General features: G+C 73.0%; 11 protein-coding genes and 2 pseudogenes. 7 read left to right on the forward strand and 6 right to left on the reverse strand.

Annotated features, from left to right (window positions below):
• The 3 genes from ABZW10_RS38160 to ABZW10_RS38170 all read right to left on the reverse strand — a co-directional run.
• Positions 1 to 326: hypothetical protein (locus ABZW10_RS38160; RefSeq protein ID WP_355376160.1), on the reverse strand; the 326-nt coding region annotated here is incomplete at its 3' end.
• A gap of 44 nt (positions 327 to 370) precedes the next feature.
• The gene (locus ABZW10_RS38165; RefSeq protein WP_355376162.1) at positions 371 to 637 is read right to left on the reverse strand and encodes a hypothetical protein; all 267 of its coding nucleotides are present in this window, start codon (positions 635 to 637) and stop codon (positions 371 to 373) included.
• Between the two features lie 355 nt (positions 638 to 992).
• Positions 993 to 2,267: a hydrolase gene (locus tag ABZW10_RS38170; protein ID WP_355376165.1), complete on the reverse strand. Its 1,275-nt coding sequence runs from the start codon at positions 2,265 to 2,267 to the stop codon at positions 993 to 995.
• Positions 2,268 to 2,530: 263 nt separating this feature from the next.
• On the opposite strand from ABZW10_RS38170, the gene ABZW10_RS38175 reads away from it, so the two are divergent.
• Positions 2,531 to 3,757: a histidine kinase gene (locus tag ABZW10_RS38175; protein ID WP_355376168.1), complete on the forward strand. Its 1,227-nt coding sequence runs from the start codon at positions 2,531 to 2,533 to the stop codon at positions 3,755 to 3,757.
• The gene (locus ABZW10_RS38180) at positions 3,754 to 4,425 is read left to right on the forward strand and encodes a response regulator transcription factor (RefSeq protein ID WP_355376170.1); all 672 of its coding nucleotides are present in this window, start codon (positions 3,754 to 3,756) and stop codon (positions 4,423 to 4,425) included. The genes ABZW10_RS38175 and ABZW10_RS38180 overlap by 4 nt, the downstream gene beginning before the upstream one ends.
• Positions 4,426 to 4,463: 38 nt before the next feature.
• Here the strand turns inward: ABZW10_RS38180 and ABZW10_RS38185 are convergent.
• A pseudogene (locus ABZW10_RS38185) lies at positions 4,464 to 4,835 on the reverse strand (M4 family metallopeptidase); the annotation flags it as partial.
• A 371-nt stretch (positions 4,836 to 5,206) separates the two neighbouring features.
• On the opposite strand from ABZW10_RS38185, the gene ABZW10_RS38190 reads away from it, so the two are divergent.
• Entirely contained in the window at positions 5,207 to 5,818 is a 612-nt protein-coding gene (locus ABZW10_RS38190) for a hypothetical protein (protein ID WP_355376173.1), read from the forward strand.
• An 89-nt stretch (positions 5,819 to 5,907) separates the two neighbouring features.
• Positions 5,908 to 6,216 (forward strand): hypothetical protein, encoded by a 309-nt coding sequence (locus ABZW10_RS38195; RefSeq protein ID WP_355376175.1) that lies wholly within the window; start codon positions 5,908 to 5,910, stop codon positions 6,214 to 6,216.
• 526 nt (positions 6,217 to 6,742) lie between these two features.
• Here ABZW10_RS38195 and ABZW10_RS38200 read toward each other — a convergent pair.
• Positions 6,743 to 7,321 carry a helix-turn-helix domain-containing protein gene (locus ABZW10_RS38200; protein ID WP_355376178.1) on the reverse strand — a complete coding sequence of 193 codons (579 nt, stop codon included), beginning with the start codon at positions 7,319 to 7,321 and terminating at the stop codon, positions 6,743 to 6,745.
• Positions 7,322 to 7,531: 210 nt separating this feature from the next.
• On the opposite strand from ABZW10_RS38200, the gene ABZW10_RS38205 reads away from it, so the two are divergent.
• From ABZW10_RS38205 to ABZW10_RS38215, 3 genes are all read left to right on the forward strand, one after another.
• Positions 7,532 to 8,446, forward strand: a complete 915-nt coding sequence (locus ABZW10_RS38205) for a TIGR03620 family F420-dependent LLM class oxidoreductase (RefSeq protein WP_355376180.1) — start codon at positions 7,532 to 7,534, stop codon at positions 8,444 to 8,446.
• A gap of 422 nt (positions 8,447 to 8,868) precedes the next feature.
• Positions 8,869 to 10,020 carry an exonuclease SbcCD subunit D gene (locus ABZW10_RS38210; protein ID WP_355376183.1) on the forward strand — a complete coding sequence of 384 codons (1,152 nt, stop codon included), beginning with the start codon at positions 8,869 to 8,871 and terminating at the stop codon, positions 10,018 to 10,020.
• Complete coding sequence (locus ABZW10_RS38215; protein WP_355376186.1) at positions 10,020 to 13,043, forward strand: SMC family ATPase; 3,024 nt, start codon at positions 10,020 to 10,022, stop codon at positions 13,041 to 13,043. Before ABZW10_RS38210 ends, ABZW10_RS38215 begins: the two co-directional genes overlap by 1 nt.
• A gap of 54 nt (positions 13,044 to 13,097) precedes the next feature.
• Here the strand turns inward: ABZW10_RS38215 and ABZW10_RS38220 are convergent.
• Positions 13,098 to 13,251, reverse strand: a pseudogene (locus tag ABZW10_RS38220) (IS5/IS1182 family transposase); the annotation flags it as partial.
• Between the last annotated feature and the right edge of the window lie 414 nt (positions 13,252 to 13,665).

Raw genomic sequence — 13,665 nt, forward strand, 5'->3', positions numbered from 1 at the left:
CGATCGAACGCGACGATGCGGCAGTGGAGTTGTGGAAGAAGGACACGTGGCCGCGGGTAAAAGCGCCGCGGCGGCCCGCGACGCCTGGCTCGTCTCGGGAGGCAGTCCCGGAGAACCTCTACGTGGCCCGGGCCACGAACGCCACCGTTCCTGAGGTAGGTCATGACGCAGCCGGCCATGTTGAAATCCAGGTATGCCAGATCGTGTCTGTCGTCGAACGGCACGTCGGGGAACGGCCCGGGGTGGTGTGCGGCCCATAGGAGGGCCACCTCGCTGACGATCGCCCGGTGCCGGTCGGGCCCTGGAGGCGGGACAAGGGTGGTCATGAAGCGATGCTCCCGTACACGCCGAGCCTGTCAATCGGTCAAGATCACCTGTCGGAGGACAACCAGCAGACCACCTGCGGGAGCCACCATCTTGCCGATGCCATGACCGCGCTGCTGGGGCCCACGAACAGCTCGGTGACGAGGCGCTGGCGCTGCTGGCCGCCGAGAATGAGGACACACCCGAGGGGGCCGGGCCCCGGCGGGCGCGCACCGCCCTGCACGACGCCGCCGGCATGCTGCTGACCGCCGTCCAGGGACTGTTCACCGTCCACGGGAGCCCCGCCCTTGGTATCGACGGTGCGGTCAGCCACAGCACCGACGGCAGCTCCACAGACCGCAGCATGCACCGCAGCAAGCCCCAAGATCGAATCAACCTAACGAAGTACTACGAGGGGTCCACCTGTAGACGCAACGGTATCCCGCGCCGCGCCGGACGGTAGAGCGCCCGGCGGCTGAGCGGGTGTCGTCCAGCCCGGTGACGGCTGCTCTCTCCTTGGCCGCGGGCTCGGCCCGGCGCCGGACTGCGCGGCCGCTCGCGGCGCCGGGGTCGTGGGAAGGCGGGGGGTCCGTCTTCCGGTCGTGCCGGGTTCCGTGTCCCGGCTCGCCCCGCGCCCCGCCCCGCGTTACCGGCCGCCCGGCCGGTGGCGCGGGGCGGGGCGGGCCGGTTCAGCGCAGCACCTCCAGTTCCGGCCAGTCGTCGCCGGGCCGGTCGAGGAAGCCGGTGGGCCGTCCCGTCAGGTACCGCGAGAAGAAGGCGGTGACGGCCGTGCGTTGGGCGGCCAGCGAGCGCCGGGGGTCGACGGTGCCGATGAGTCCGGCCGCGTCGGGGACCGGGAGGCGGTGGACGAGCTGGGGCAGGAGGACCTGGAGGTCGGTGTACGAGCCGTGGGCGGCGTTCCGCAGCCGCAGGGCGTGCCGGGGGCCGGTGGACGCCGCCCAGCAGGAGGCCCAGCTCGGTTCGGTGCGCAGGGTCTTCGTACCGGAGGCCATCAGCAGGAAGGGCTTGGCGAGGCCGCTGTCGGCGACGGGTCCGAGGAGGGCGCCGTCGAGGTCGGCCGCCGCGCGGACGCGGGGCTCGTCGTGGGCGAGCTGGGCGGCGACGGAGCCGCCGAGGGACTGCCCGAGCACGCCGGTCCTGGCCGGGTCGGCGGCTTCGGCGAGCCCGTCCGGGAGCGGGTCGGTGCCGGTGTCGGGGCGGTCCCCGCGGGCGAGCCGGTCGAGTGCGCCGAGGACGAAGCGGGCGTCGGCGAGGCGGGCCCGGCAATGCCCGGCGAGGAGGGCGGCGATGACCTGCGGGGTGAGGTCGTCGGGGAGCGGGAGGGCGCGTTCGACCCGGCCGCCGGGGAACTCGACCTGTTCGGCCTCGTACGTGGAGTCGAGGGCGACGACGAGGTGGCCGCGGCTCGCCAGCTCCTCGACCAGGGTGGTGCCGAGGGCGCGTGAGCCGCCGTCGCCGGAGGAGAACAGCACCACGGGCAGCCGGCCGGCGCGGCGGGCGACGGGCGCGCCGGTGCGGGCGTGGGTCCTGATCCCCCGCCAGTCGGCGGCGCCGGCGGGGACACCGAGGGCCGGTACGGAGTGCGCGTCCCAGTCGGCCGCCGCGGCCGGGGGCAGCCAGGGGGCCGTCGGGTGGCCGGCGCCGGGTTGCGCCGGGTACCAGAGGCCGGCCATGAGCTCCCGGTAGGGCTTGGCGGGCAGGAGGGGGTCGGGGCGGCTGTCGTCGACCAGGTGCAGTGCGACGGTGCCGACGGGCCAGGGCCCGGTGGGCGCGGGCAGGCGCAGTGGGACGGGGGTGCCGGGGGCGTGTCCCTGGGCCGGGGCGGCGCGGCGGCTTCCCGGGGCGGGGGCGGCCGGGCGGTGTCCGGGGGCGGGGGCGGCGGCCACGGTGGCGAGCGCGGCGGCGCCGAGCGTGCCGAGCAGGGCGCGGCGGGTCGGGGGCATGGGCGGGCTCCTCGGGCGGTGCGGCTGCGGGGTCGCCACCAGGGTTGCGCCGCCGGGGGGTGCGGGGCGCCCTGCCGGGGGACGATCCCGCCGGTGGGCGCGGGTCGCCCCAGGGCGCGTGCGCTCCTCCGCGCGGAGGAGCCCCCGGTGTCCCGGGGTATCCCCGGGTGTCCGCCGGTGGGCGGACGCCTTCGCGGGCGCGGGGGCCCTACCGTGGGGCTCCGGCGAGGACGCCGGACAACGCGGACGCGAGGACGGACACGATGACCGAGACCGGCGCGGTACGGACGGGCCCGCCGGGAGCCCTTGCCTGGCTGCCGGGGCGGGTGCCGCCCCTGGTGGCGGACGCCGCGCTCGCGGCGGCCCTGTTCCTGGTGACACTCGGGCCGGGGCGGGTGGCGGACGGTACGGGCTTCGCGCTGCAGACCGCTCTGGTGCTGCCGTTGGTGTGGCGGCGGCGGGCGCCCCGGGCCGCGTTCGGGGTGATCGCCGCCGCGGCGCTCGCGCAGTGGCTGCTGGGTGTTCAGCTGCCGGCCGACGCGGCGTTGCTGGTCGCCCTCGGGACGGTGACCGCGCGGGCTCCGTACCGGTCGGCGTGGGCGGCGGGTCTGGTGGCGGTGGCCGGGGCGGTGCTGGCGGCGGCGCGCTGGGCGCCCGAGGGCCGGTTCCTCGCCTCGGCCGCCGCGATGACGGCGGCGGTCGCCACGAGCGCGCTGCTCGGGGTGAACGCCCGGATCCGGTGGGCCGCGCGGGCGCAGCGGCTGGCGCAGCTGGAACGGGACCGCGACGAGCGGGAGCGTCGGGCGGTGGAGGAGGAACGCGCCCGGATCGCGCGGGAGCTGCACGACAGCGTGACGCACGGCCTGTCGGTGGTGGTGGCGCTGGCGGACGCGCTCGGGCACGCGAGGCCGGCCGACGCCTGCGCCGTGACGGCCCGGATCGCGCAGACCGGGCGGCAGGCGCTGACCGACATGCGGCGGGCGCTGGGCCTGCTCCAGGACGCCGGTCCCGACGCCGGTCCCGACGCCGGTCCCGACGCCGGCCCCGATGCCGGCCGCGACGCGGGGCCCGGGGACGACCGGCGGTCGCCGCCGGGGATCGGGCAGCTCGGGGCGTTGTGCGAGCGGATGGAGTCGGCGGGCCTCGTGACCCGGCTGCGGGTGGACGGCGAGGCCGCCGGGGTGCCGGCCGCGGCGCAGCTGACGGTGTACCGGCTCGTCCAGGAGTCGCTGACCAACGCGCTGCGCCACGCGCCGCAGGGGTCGCGCGCCGAGGTGCGGGTGTCCTGCGCGCCGGGGGTGGTCACGGTCGAGGTGAGCGACGACGGGCGGGCCGCAGGGACCGGGCGGCCCGGATCCGCCGGGTCAGGGCGGGGTCTCACGGGGATGCGGGAGCGCGCCGCGGCCTTCGGCGGGGTGCTGGAGGCGGGCCCGCGGCCGGGTGGCGGCTGGCGGGTCTTCGTACGGCTGGATCCCGGGGGCGCGCCGTGAGTGTCCGGGTGCTGCTGGTGGACGACGAGGAGCTGCTGCGGCTGGCGTTCGGCATGATCCTGCGCGCCGAGCCGGACATGGAGCCGGTCGGGGAGGCGGCCGGCGGGGCGGCGGCGGTGGAGCTGGCGCGGCGGCTGCGGCCGGACGTGGTACTGATGGACGTGCGGATGCCGGGCACCGACGGCATCGAGGCGACCCGGCGGCTGCTGCGCGAGGTGCCCGGGACGCGGGTGCTGGTGCTCACGACCTTCGACCTGGACGCGTACGCCTTCGAGGCGCTGCGTGCCGGGGCCTGCGGTTTCCTGCTGAAGAACAGCCGGCCGCAGGAGCTGCTGGGGGCGATCCGCGACGTGGCCCGGGGGGACGCGGTGGTCTCCCCCCGGGTGACCCGGCGGCTGCTGGACCGCTTCGCGCACCGCCTCCCCGCCGCCGGGGACGACGGCGGCGGGGGCGACGCGGAGCGGCTGCGCGTGCTGACCGCGCGCGAGCGGGAGGTCCTGCTGGGGGCCGCCCGCGGCCTGACCAACACGGAACTCGCCGCCGCCCTCGGTCTCGCGGAGCCCACGGTGAAGAAGCATCTCGGCCGGGTCATGGCCAAGCTGGGTCTGCGGGACCGGGTGCAGGCGGTGATCTTCGCGTACGAGTGCGGGCTGGTCGGGCCGGGGTAGGCGCGGGCGGCCGTCGGGTGGGGGCCAGCGGCTGAGGCGACGTTGACGGCGCTCCAGGCGGCGGCGACCGTGGCGTACTCGGCGCTGGTGGCGCCGTAGAGGTCCCTGGCCGCGTTCAGGGTCGCGGCGCGGGCGCCCTTGTAGTCCGTGGTGGAGGTCATGGAGACGGTCAGCGCCCGGTACCAGATGGCGGAGGCCCTCTGGTTGCCGATGCCGGTGACGGTGGGGCCGTTGTACGTCGGGCTGTTGTACGTGGTGCCGTTGATGGTCTTGGTGCCGCTGCCCTCGCTGGTGAGGTAGGAGCAGTGGTTGCCGACGCCCGGGGAGTTGTGCACGTCGAGCCGGCCGACGGTCGTCGACCAGTAGGCGCTGGAGCGGCCGTCGGGGGAGGGCTTGTCGAAGCGGCGCAGCCACGCTATTTGGGCGTCATGGGTGACGCCAGGGGTGGCGTGGCCCATGACGCCATCTGACGCCATCCCCAGGCCTGCCGGAGCGGTTCGAGCGGGGCCCGGGTCGCCGGGCTCGGCGAAGGCCGGTCGGGCTCGCGCGTCGCGCGCGAAGCCACCTGTAGATGCCTTCGGCGTCCGGGAGGTTCGTCGCGACTTCTCTACTACTTCTCTATAAGGGTGTCCGGCTGGTGCACAGACCCCCTGCTGTGAGCAGCGCGCCCTCGGTGCGATTTCTCGGGCTGGTGTCAGTCCGACCACTGGGTCGGCAGCGGCGACGCGCAGCACCCGGTAGGGTTCTGCTACAACGCCTGGTCGAATTAGAGGAAGTCAATGTGAGGCGCCCTTTCCGGTTCGCGGGCGCGACGGTTCTCCTGGCCGCCGCGGTCCTGGCGACGGCATGCACCGGTGACGGGAAGACATCCGCCGGAGGAGACACCTCATGGGCCCTGGAGGGGCTGGCCGCCGTACCGGCGGGCCTGCCCCTCCAGGGCAGTGTCGACGCACCTCCCGCCAAGGGCACCGCCAAGATCCTGGGCATCGCGAAAGTGGAGGAAGTCGACGTGGTCCTCGCGGTCAGGAACGACACCTGCGAGGTCTCGTTCCTGACGGTCCCACCCACCGAGGCGACGCCTACGGTGCGCGGTTCCGTCGGATCGCAGCGTCCTTTCGGTAGCGTCTATTCGGATGTTCACCAAGGATTTCCCGGCAACGTTCTTGCCGGAAAATACACCCAGGCGTCCGCGCAAATCCCGTCGTTCACGTTTGTGGCCGTCGGATGCTCCGAAAAGGCAATGGCGGTGAGAATTGAGGGTGCGGGTGCCTCGGTCGAAGACGGAAGCAGGGCGGGGGACTCACTGAGAGCGTGGCGGGACGGTCAGGACATGGTCCTGACTGTCGGGAATCCTGGGGCGATCCACCGACCGGAACCCGGTCTCACCTCCTGACGACGCCAGGAACCGGACCGAGGGCGCCCGCTCCATGCGGTGGGCACCCTCGGTCCGCCCCCGACGAACCCTGCCTGCACCTCGGCCTCGTGTCGACGGCCGACCAGGACCGCACCCGCGGAGGGGCGGCGTTCTACGCCCTCCCCCTGACCGGCCAGGCCGACCAACTGGACATCGAGTGCATCGCCGCCGACCCGTGCCACCCCGGTCTGCGCACCCACCGCTACCGCGCCCTGCCCGGCCACGGCCGCCGCCGCGTCTTCGACTCCTACGTCGAGACCGGCGCCGACGCCTGGCGGATCTACTGGATGTGGGGTCCGACCGGCCCCGACCGCCCTGTCACCGACCCCGAAACGGCCTCGGTGCTCACCGTGCTGCTCATCGGCCCCCACCTCTGACTGGGGCCGGCTCGGTCGCCGAAGGCAGGACCGTCATGTTCGTCATGACCGGTGAACCCGCCGGCGGCGAGAAGGGCACGGCGGCGGGGTCCTCGACGCCGACGTGCCAGCACGCACCCTCTCGCCGTCTCAGGGCACGGGCCCGGCTGCGCTGCCCCAAGGCGCCCGCTGGACCCGGGGCGCACAACCTCGGGTCATCGCTGGCGAGCAGCTGCGTCAGGACGAGGTCCCGGGCTGCTGCGGGGGTCTGCTCCCAGGTGTCGCGGGCGGCAGTGGCGCCCTCACACGGTGGACGGCCTGAAGCAGCAGCACCAGGGCCGTGACGGGGTCCGCGGTCCGTGCGACCTGTCGAAGGCGCTCGACGCCCCGGTGCTCGGCGAGGCCGTAGACCGGCCGGGTTCGGTGCGGCGGCGGGCGGCGGTGGGCGCGACGCCGTCCAGGGCGAGTGCGAGCAGGCGGTCGGCGCGCGCCTCGTGGTCCGGTTCCGGCCCGTGGAGGGACGCCGTCGCCGGGTCGTCCGCCGCGTCTACGGCGCGGCGCGGCCAGGTGCCGGGGCGTGGACGCCGTCCAGGGCGAGTGCGAGCAGGCGGTCGGCGCGCGCCTCGTGGTCCGGTTCCGGCGCGGTGGTGGTGAGGGCGATTCCGAGGGCGAGCTGGAGCAGGTCGTCGGCGGCCAGGTCCGGGCGGGCGGTGCCGTTGCGTTGCGCGCGGGTGAGGACGGTGGCGGCGGCGTCCTCGATCCGTCGGTGGCAGTCCGTGTCCGGGGCGTCGGAGGCCTCCAGCAGCAGTGCGCCGCCGAGACCGTGGTGGGTACGGGCGTGGGCGATGAAGGTGCGCAGCCACTCGGCGAGGGCCTGATCGGCGGGGCGGGTGGCGGTCAACTCGTCGGCGCGGGCGCAGAGTCGTTCGACGCGTTCCTCCAGGACGGCGGCCAGGAGGGCGGCGCGGGTGGGGAAGTGCCGGTAGAGGGTGCCCGGTCCGACGCCGGCCCGCCGGGCGATGTCGTTGAGCGAGGCCTCGGCGCCTGTCTCGGCGAACGCCTCCTGGGCGGCGGCGAGCAGGCGCTCGTGGTTGCGCCGGGCGTCGGTGCGCTGCGTCGGGGGCATCGGCGGGGTCCTCGCGATCGGTGGGCGGTGGTGGTGGTCGGGCGGTGGTGGCTCGACGGCTCGGAGGTGATGGCTCGGCGGTGGCCAAGCGGAGAGGTTCTCCGTATTGTAGGCCGAGGCTAACCGGAGAACCTCTCCGGATGGGCGGGCGTCGGCGCGTCCTGCTGCGCCCTGCCCATGACGATCATGGACAAGCTTCGAGGAGCACCGATGACGGACACCGCGCGGACCGGACTCGGCAAGGTCGGGATCTGGACGTTCGCGTTCGACGCGCAGCCCGCCGGCCGCGTCCGGGAGGCCGCCGCCGAGATCGAGGAGCTCGGATACGGCGCGATCTGGTTCGGCGAGGCGTTCGGCCGGGAGAGCGCGGGCCAGGCTTGGTTGCTCCTGTCGGCGACCCGGCGGATCACCGTCGCCTCCGGCATCGCCAACATCGCCTTTCGCGACCCGATCGCCGCCGCGACCGCCTCCCGCACCCTCGGTGAGGCCTTCCCCGGCCGCTACCTGCTCGGCCTCGGCGGCCACTGGGTGGACGACACCGTCCACAAGCTCGACGGCTACCCGGTGCCGGCCCGCGGCCGGGCGGTCGCCACCATGACCGCCTACCTGGACGCGATGGACGCCGTCCCCGCGCACAGCCCCGTACCGGACCCGGCGCCCCACCGGGTGCTGGCCGCACTCGGTCCCAGGATGCTCCAGCTGGCCGCCGAACGCACCTGGGGCGCGCACCCGTACTTCGTGCCGGTCGAACACACCCGTCGTGCCCGGGAGTTGATGGGCCCCGATGCCTTCCTCGGCGTCGAGCAGGCCGTCGTCCTGGACACCGACCCTGCCCGTGCCCGCGAACTCGCCACCGCCCACGTCGCCGCCTACGTCTCGATGGCCGCCCACCAGGAGGCCAACGTCCGCCGGCTCGGCTTCGGTGACGAGGACATCGTGGGCGGACCGAGCCGCCGCCTGGTGGACGCGATCGTCGCCCACGGCGACGCCGACGCGATCCGCCGCCGCGTGCGCGAACACCTCGACGCCGGTGCCGACCACGTCTGCATCCAGGTCTTCACCGCCGACCCGACCGCCCTCCCCGACCGCGAATGGCGCGAACTGGCCCCGGCGCTGCTCCGCTGAGGCCCGGGCATGAGGCCGCCCGTCCGGCGGATGTCCGTGCCGGCCGCTCGCGTGACGGGGAAGCCGGCGGGGGAGGAGGTGGCCGGCTCACGGGAATGTCCGCCACGTCGGTGAGCGGGCGGAAGCCACTCTCACTGAAGCTGTCCAGGCGCACCGCGCTCGTCCCGCTCCACTTCGCTCACCGGGCCGCGTGGGCGTCCCCGCGACTCATCGCCTCACCAGCCGCCTGGAGGAGCAGCGGTGCCGGCGCGCACCGTCCTGGAACGTCTGCCTCACCCTCATTGTTCACCCTGGATGCCACATGATCCAAACCAGGCGGAACCTGAAGGAAGTTGACGACTTCTGTCGAACTTCTGCATTAAATTACTTTGAAACGACAGCCAGTTCGTATGGCCGACAAGTAGACGCTACGGTCGCAGCCCATGAGGATCCTGCACACCTCGGACTGGCACCTCGGCCGCTCGTTCCACCGTGAACCCCTCCTGACGGCCCAACGCGCCTTTCTCGAGGACATGATCGACGTGGTGAAGCGCGAACACGTGGACGCGGTAGCCGTCGCGGGCGACGTCTACGACCGGGCCATCCCACCACTGGAAGCGATCGACCTGTTCCAGCACACCCTCGCGCAACTCGCCGAGCTGAAGATCCCCCTCGTCATGATCAGCGGAAACCACGACTCGCCCCGCAGGCTCGGTGTGAACTCCCGACTGATCGAACACGTCGGCATCCACCTGCGCACGGACCCCCACGACCTGGCCCGCCCCGCACTGCTCCAGGACGCACACGGCCAGGTCGCCTTCTACGGCCTGCCCTACCTCGAACCCGCTCTGGTCCGCGAGATTCTCGACGCACCGACCACCAGTCACCACGCGGTCCTGAGCACCGCGATGGACCGGATTCGCGAGGACCTGGCCACCCGACCCGGCACGCGCGCCGTCGTCCTGGCCCACGCCTTCGTCACCGGCGCCGAACCCAGCCCCAGTGAACGCGACATCACCGTCGGCGGCGTCGCGAACGTCCCGGCGAGCCTCTTCGACGGCGTGGACTACGTCGCCCTCGGCCACCTGCACCGCAGCCAGCGGATCAACGACCGCATCCGCTACAGCGGATCACCCCTGCCCTACTCCTTCACCGAGGCGGACCACTCCAAGAGCATGTGGCTCGTCGACCTGGACGGCGACGGCGCCGTGACCGCCCGCACCATCCCCTGCCCCCGGCCCTACCACCTCGCCCGCCTCCAGGGCCACCTGGACGACCTCCTGACGGACAGCCGGCACACCGACCTCGAACAGGCCTGGCTTCACGTCACCCTGACCGACACGAGCCGCCCCCACATGGCCATGGAGCGCCTGCGGCAGCGCTTCCCCCACGTCCTCAAGCTCACCCACGCCACCGCCGGCCCCTCCGCCGACGACCTGCCCTCACGCGAACGCGTGGAAAGCCTCACCGACCACGAGATCGCCGTCGGGTTCCTGCGCCACGTCACCCACGCCGACGCCACCGAGCCCGAGCGGGACCTGCTGCGCCGCGGCATCGATCACGTCCGCGTCGCCGCCCAGGGAGAAGCTCTCTGATGCGTCTGCACACCATGGCCGTCACCGCGTTCGGCCCGTTCGCCCGCACCGAGAACGTCGACTTCGACCAGCTGTTCAGCGCCGGCGTCTTCCTCCTCAAGGGTGTCACCGGCGCAGGGAAGACCAGCGTGCTCGACGCGGTCTGCTTCGCCCTGTACGGCACGGTCCCCGGTCACCGGCCCACCACCAGACTGCGCAGCGACCACGCCCCGGACACCCTGCGAACCCGTGTCGAACTGCAGTTCAGCGTCTCCGGTCGCCGCTTCAAGATCACCCGAACCCCGGCGCAGACCTACCGCAGCCTGCGGGCCAAGGACGGCACCGCCACCGCCCAGGCCACCGCCCACCTGCACGAACGCATCACCCACCCCGACGGCACCACGGCCTGGGAGCCGGTCAGCGCCCACATCCAGGAAACCGGCACCCAGATCACCACACTCCTCGGCCTGACCAAAGAACAGTTCTGCCAGGTCGTACTGCTCCCACAGGGCGACTTCGCCAAATTCCTGCACGCCAGTGCAGGCGACCGGCGCGCACTCCTGAGCCACCTGTTCACCACCCACCGATTCCAGGACCTGCAGAACTGGCTCGCGGCCCACAGGAACACCCTCAAAGCCGATCTCCAACAGGCACAAGGCATCATCGACCACCTCAGCGGCCGCATCGAACAAGCGGCAGGCCCCCATCTCACCGAGACGACACCACTCACCAAGACGACACCACCCCCCAGCACACCCCATCGCACCACCCTGCTGCCCTGGACACAGAACCTCCTCACACGCGCCACCGCCGCCCTCGAAACAGCCCGCGCCGCCGAAGCGAAAGCCGACCAGGCCCACCAGGCGGCCAAAGCCGCCCTCGCCACCGTCGTCGACCTCGCCGGCCGCCAGCAGCGCCACCGCGAAGCACTGGCCCGCCGTACCACCTTGGACCGTGGTCGCGAAGACAACCAGCATCTGCGAACCCGCCTGGAGCACGCCCGCGGCGCCGAACACCTGCGCCCGCTCCTGGCAGCAGTACGCACCAACGCCGACCAACTCGCCAAAGCCAAGGACGCCGAGCGCGACAGGCGCAGTCTCCTGGACACGGCGCACACCCACGCGACCGTCCCCGAACTGGAACAGGCCCACCAGGACCTGCACGCCGCCCTGGGACGCCTCGAAGCACTGCGCCCCCGCGAGGAGCGCCACACAGAACTCGCCCACCGGATCGCCACGATGGACGAGAAGGAGAAACTCGCCCAGGAGGAACTGGACGACACCCAGGAGTGGCTCGACAGCTGGCCCCGGACCCATGCCGCCGCCACCGAGCGCATCACCGTGCTGCGCGGCGTCGCCGATCGGATCCCCCAGCTGGCGAAGGACGAGGACAAGCTCGCGAAACAACTGGAGTTCGCCGAGACCCGCGATGCGCTGGCCGCCGAACTCGACAAGGCGGCCAGGACCGCGGCCAGGCGTGGCGACCAGGCCCGCGCCGCCCAGCAGAAGTGGCTGGACCTGCGCGAACAGCGACTGAACGGCATGGCGGCGGAACTGGCCGGTGACCTGAAGGACGGCCGGCCGTGCGCCGTGTGCGGATCACCCGAACACCCCCGCCCGGCCCGGCCCTCCGCCCAGCAGCCGACCCGCGCGGACGAGGAGAAGGCCGCCCAGGCGTACGAGAAGGCCGGGAAGCTCCACGAAGCCGCCGACCGGACCCGCGCCGACCTGGCCACCCGGCACGCGCAGGCAACGGGCGCCGCGGGCGAGGAACCCGTCGCGGGACTGCGCACCCGCCTGGAGCAGGCGTGTACGGCGCACACCGAAGCCCAGCAGGAAGCCGCCGACCTCGTCGAGGCACAGCAGCACCTGGAGGAACTGCAGACAGAGCACGAGCGGCGGACGCATCAGCGCGCCCAGGCCCAGAAGCAGGTCACTGAGGCCCAGAGCCGGGCCACGACACTGCGACAGGAACAGCAGCAGATCGTCCGGGAACTCGACGAGGCGCGCGCCGACGCTCCCACGCTGGAACAGCGCATCACCACGCTGACCGGGACCAGGGACCGGCTCTCCGACGTCATCGAGTACGCCCGACGGACCGCGGCGGTAGCCGCCCGCCTCGCCGACTCCACTTCAACCGCCCGCGACAGCGCTGCCGAAGCCGGGTTCTCCACCTTCGAAGAAGCCGGCGGCGCCCTCCAGCCCCCCGCCGCCGTGCAGCAGTGGCAGAAAGAACTCGAGCAGTGGGACAAGGACGACGCCGCCGTCACTGACCTCCTGTCCGCTCCCGAACTCGTCGAGGCGGGCCAACTGCCCACTGCCGACCCGGTCGTGGCGCAGACGGTCCTGACAGCGGCCGAGGCAGCGGTCAAGTCCGCCACCAACAACGCCCACGAGGCTCACACCCGTGTGATTGAACTACGGCACCTGACGGACGAACTCACCCCTGCCGAGGCCGCCCTGGAGGGCCTGCGCGCCGACCATGCCCTGGCCGACCGCCTCGCCGAAGTCGCCAACGGCCGCAGCACGGCCAACACCCTCAGCATGGAGCTCGAGGCATACGTCCTCGCCGATCGCCTCAAGGAGATCGTCACTGCGGCCAACACCCGGCTGACGGGTATGACTTCGGAACGTTTCCAACTGGTCTACAGCCAGGAGAAGGAGCCCGGAAGGGGCCGCGCCAAGGCCGGCCTGACCCTGCGCATCCTCGACAACTGGACCGGGCTGGAACGCGAGACCTCCACCCTCTCCGGAGGAGAGACCTTCACCACTTCCCTGGCCCTCGCGCTCGGCCTGGCCGATGTCGTCACGGGCGAAGCCGGCGGACGCCCCCTGGGCGTCCTGTTCGTCGACGAGGGCTTCGGCAGCCTGGACGAACAGAGCCTGACCGACGTCATGGACGTCCTTGACCAACTCCGGGCCGGTGACCGCGCCGTGGGCGTGGTCAGCCATGTCGGAGACCTCAGCGACCGCATCCCGACGCAACTGCACATCCGCAAGGAACGCAACGGCTCGACCGTCCACCCCGTGCTCGCCGGCGCCTGAAGTTTGTTGCGGAAGCCTGGACATGGGCAGGTCTGTGTGTCCTGACCTGTGAGTTCACATGGTCCGGGCGAGGTTGTCCATGGGGGCGACGGCCTGCACCGCGTGGTGCAGGCCGTCGCCTTTCTGTCGGCAGTCGCGAAGGGATCCTGTAGCTCTTCCTGCGGGCGAAGGCGTGCCCGACACGGGCGCGGACGCGGCGGTGTTCGGCGCAGAGGCCGGCGGGGTCGAGCGCGTCGTAGTCGGGGTCCTGGATGCAGGCCGGCAGCGGCCGGTCCAGCACCGCCGGCGCCTCGGTGGCCGGGCCGGACGGCGCCAGCCACGGCAACGTGCCTTCCAGACTCTTCGCCGCGCTCTGCGGGGCCTGGCCCACGGTCCTGTCGTCCATACCGGGAAGTCTTCAGGACGGCATCGTGTCCGAAGCAGCAGAGTCCACCTCCACGGAGAGTGCGACAGTGCAGGAGGAGACCGGAGGGCGTCGCCCAAGCCGCCCACGTGGCGATGGCCGACGCCGTCCGGCAGCGGCGGGGCGGCGGACGCGTCGTGTACACGAAGGGGCAGTTGGAGCACCGCCACGATGCCCCGCCCACCGTGGAGTGGCTCTTCCCCGACCCGATGGGCCCTC

It is taken from the genome of Kitasatospora sp. NPDC004723 (assembly GCF_040609255.1).
GTDB lineage: Bacteria > Actinomycetota > Actinomycetes > Streptomycetales > Streptomycetaceae > Kitasatospora.

Coding starts and splice junctions, on each gene's coding strand:
- ABZW10_RS38205 (WP_355376180.1), top strand. CDS start 7,532: ATGACGGACACCGCGCGGACCGGACTCGGCAAGGTCGGGATCTGGACG.
- ABZW10_RS38200 (WP_355376178.1), bottom strand. CDS start 7,321: ATGCCCCCGACGCAGCGCACCGACGCCCGGCGCAACCACGAGCGCCTG.
- ABZW10_RS38215 (WP_355376186.1), top strand. CDS start 10,020: ATGCGTCTGCACACCATGGCCGTCACCGCGTTCGGCCCGTTCGCCCGC.
- ABZW10_RS38170 (WP_355376165.1), bottom strand. CDS start 2,267: ATGCCCCCGACCCGCCGCGCCCTGCTCGGCACGCTCGGCGCCGCCGCG.
- ABZW10_RS38210 (WP_355376183.1), top strand. CDS start 8,869: ATGAGGATCCTGCACACCTCGGACTGGCACCTCGGCCGCTCGTTCCAC.
- ABZW10_RS38175 (WP_355376168.1), top strand. CDS start 2,531: ATGACCGAGACCGGCGCGGTACGGACGGGCCCGCCGGGAGCCCTTGCC.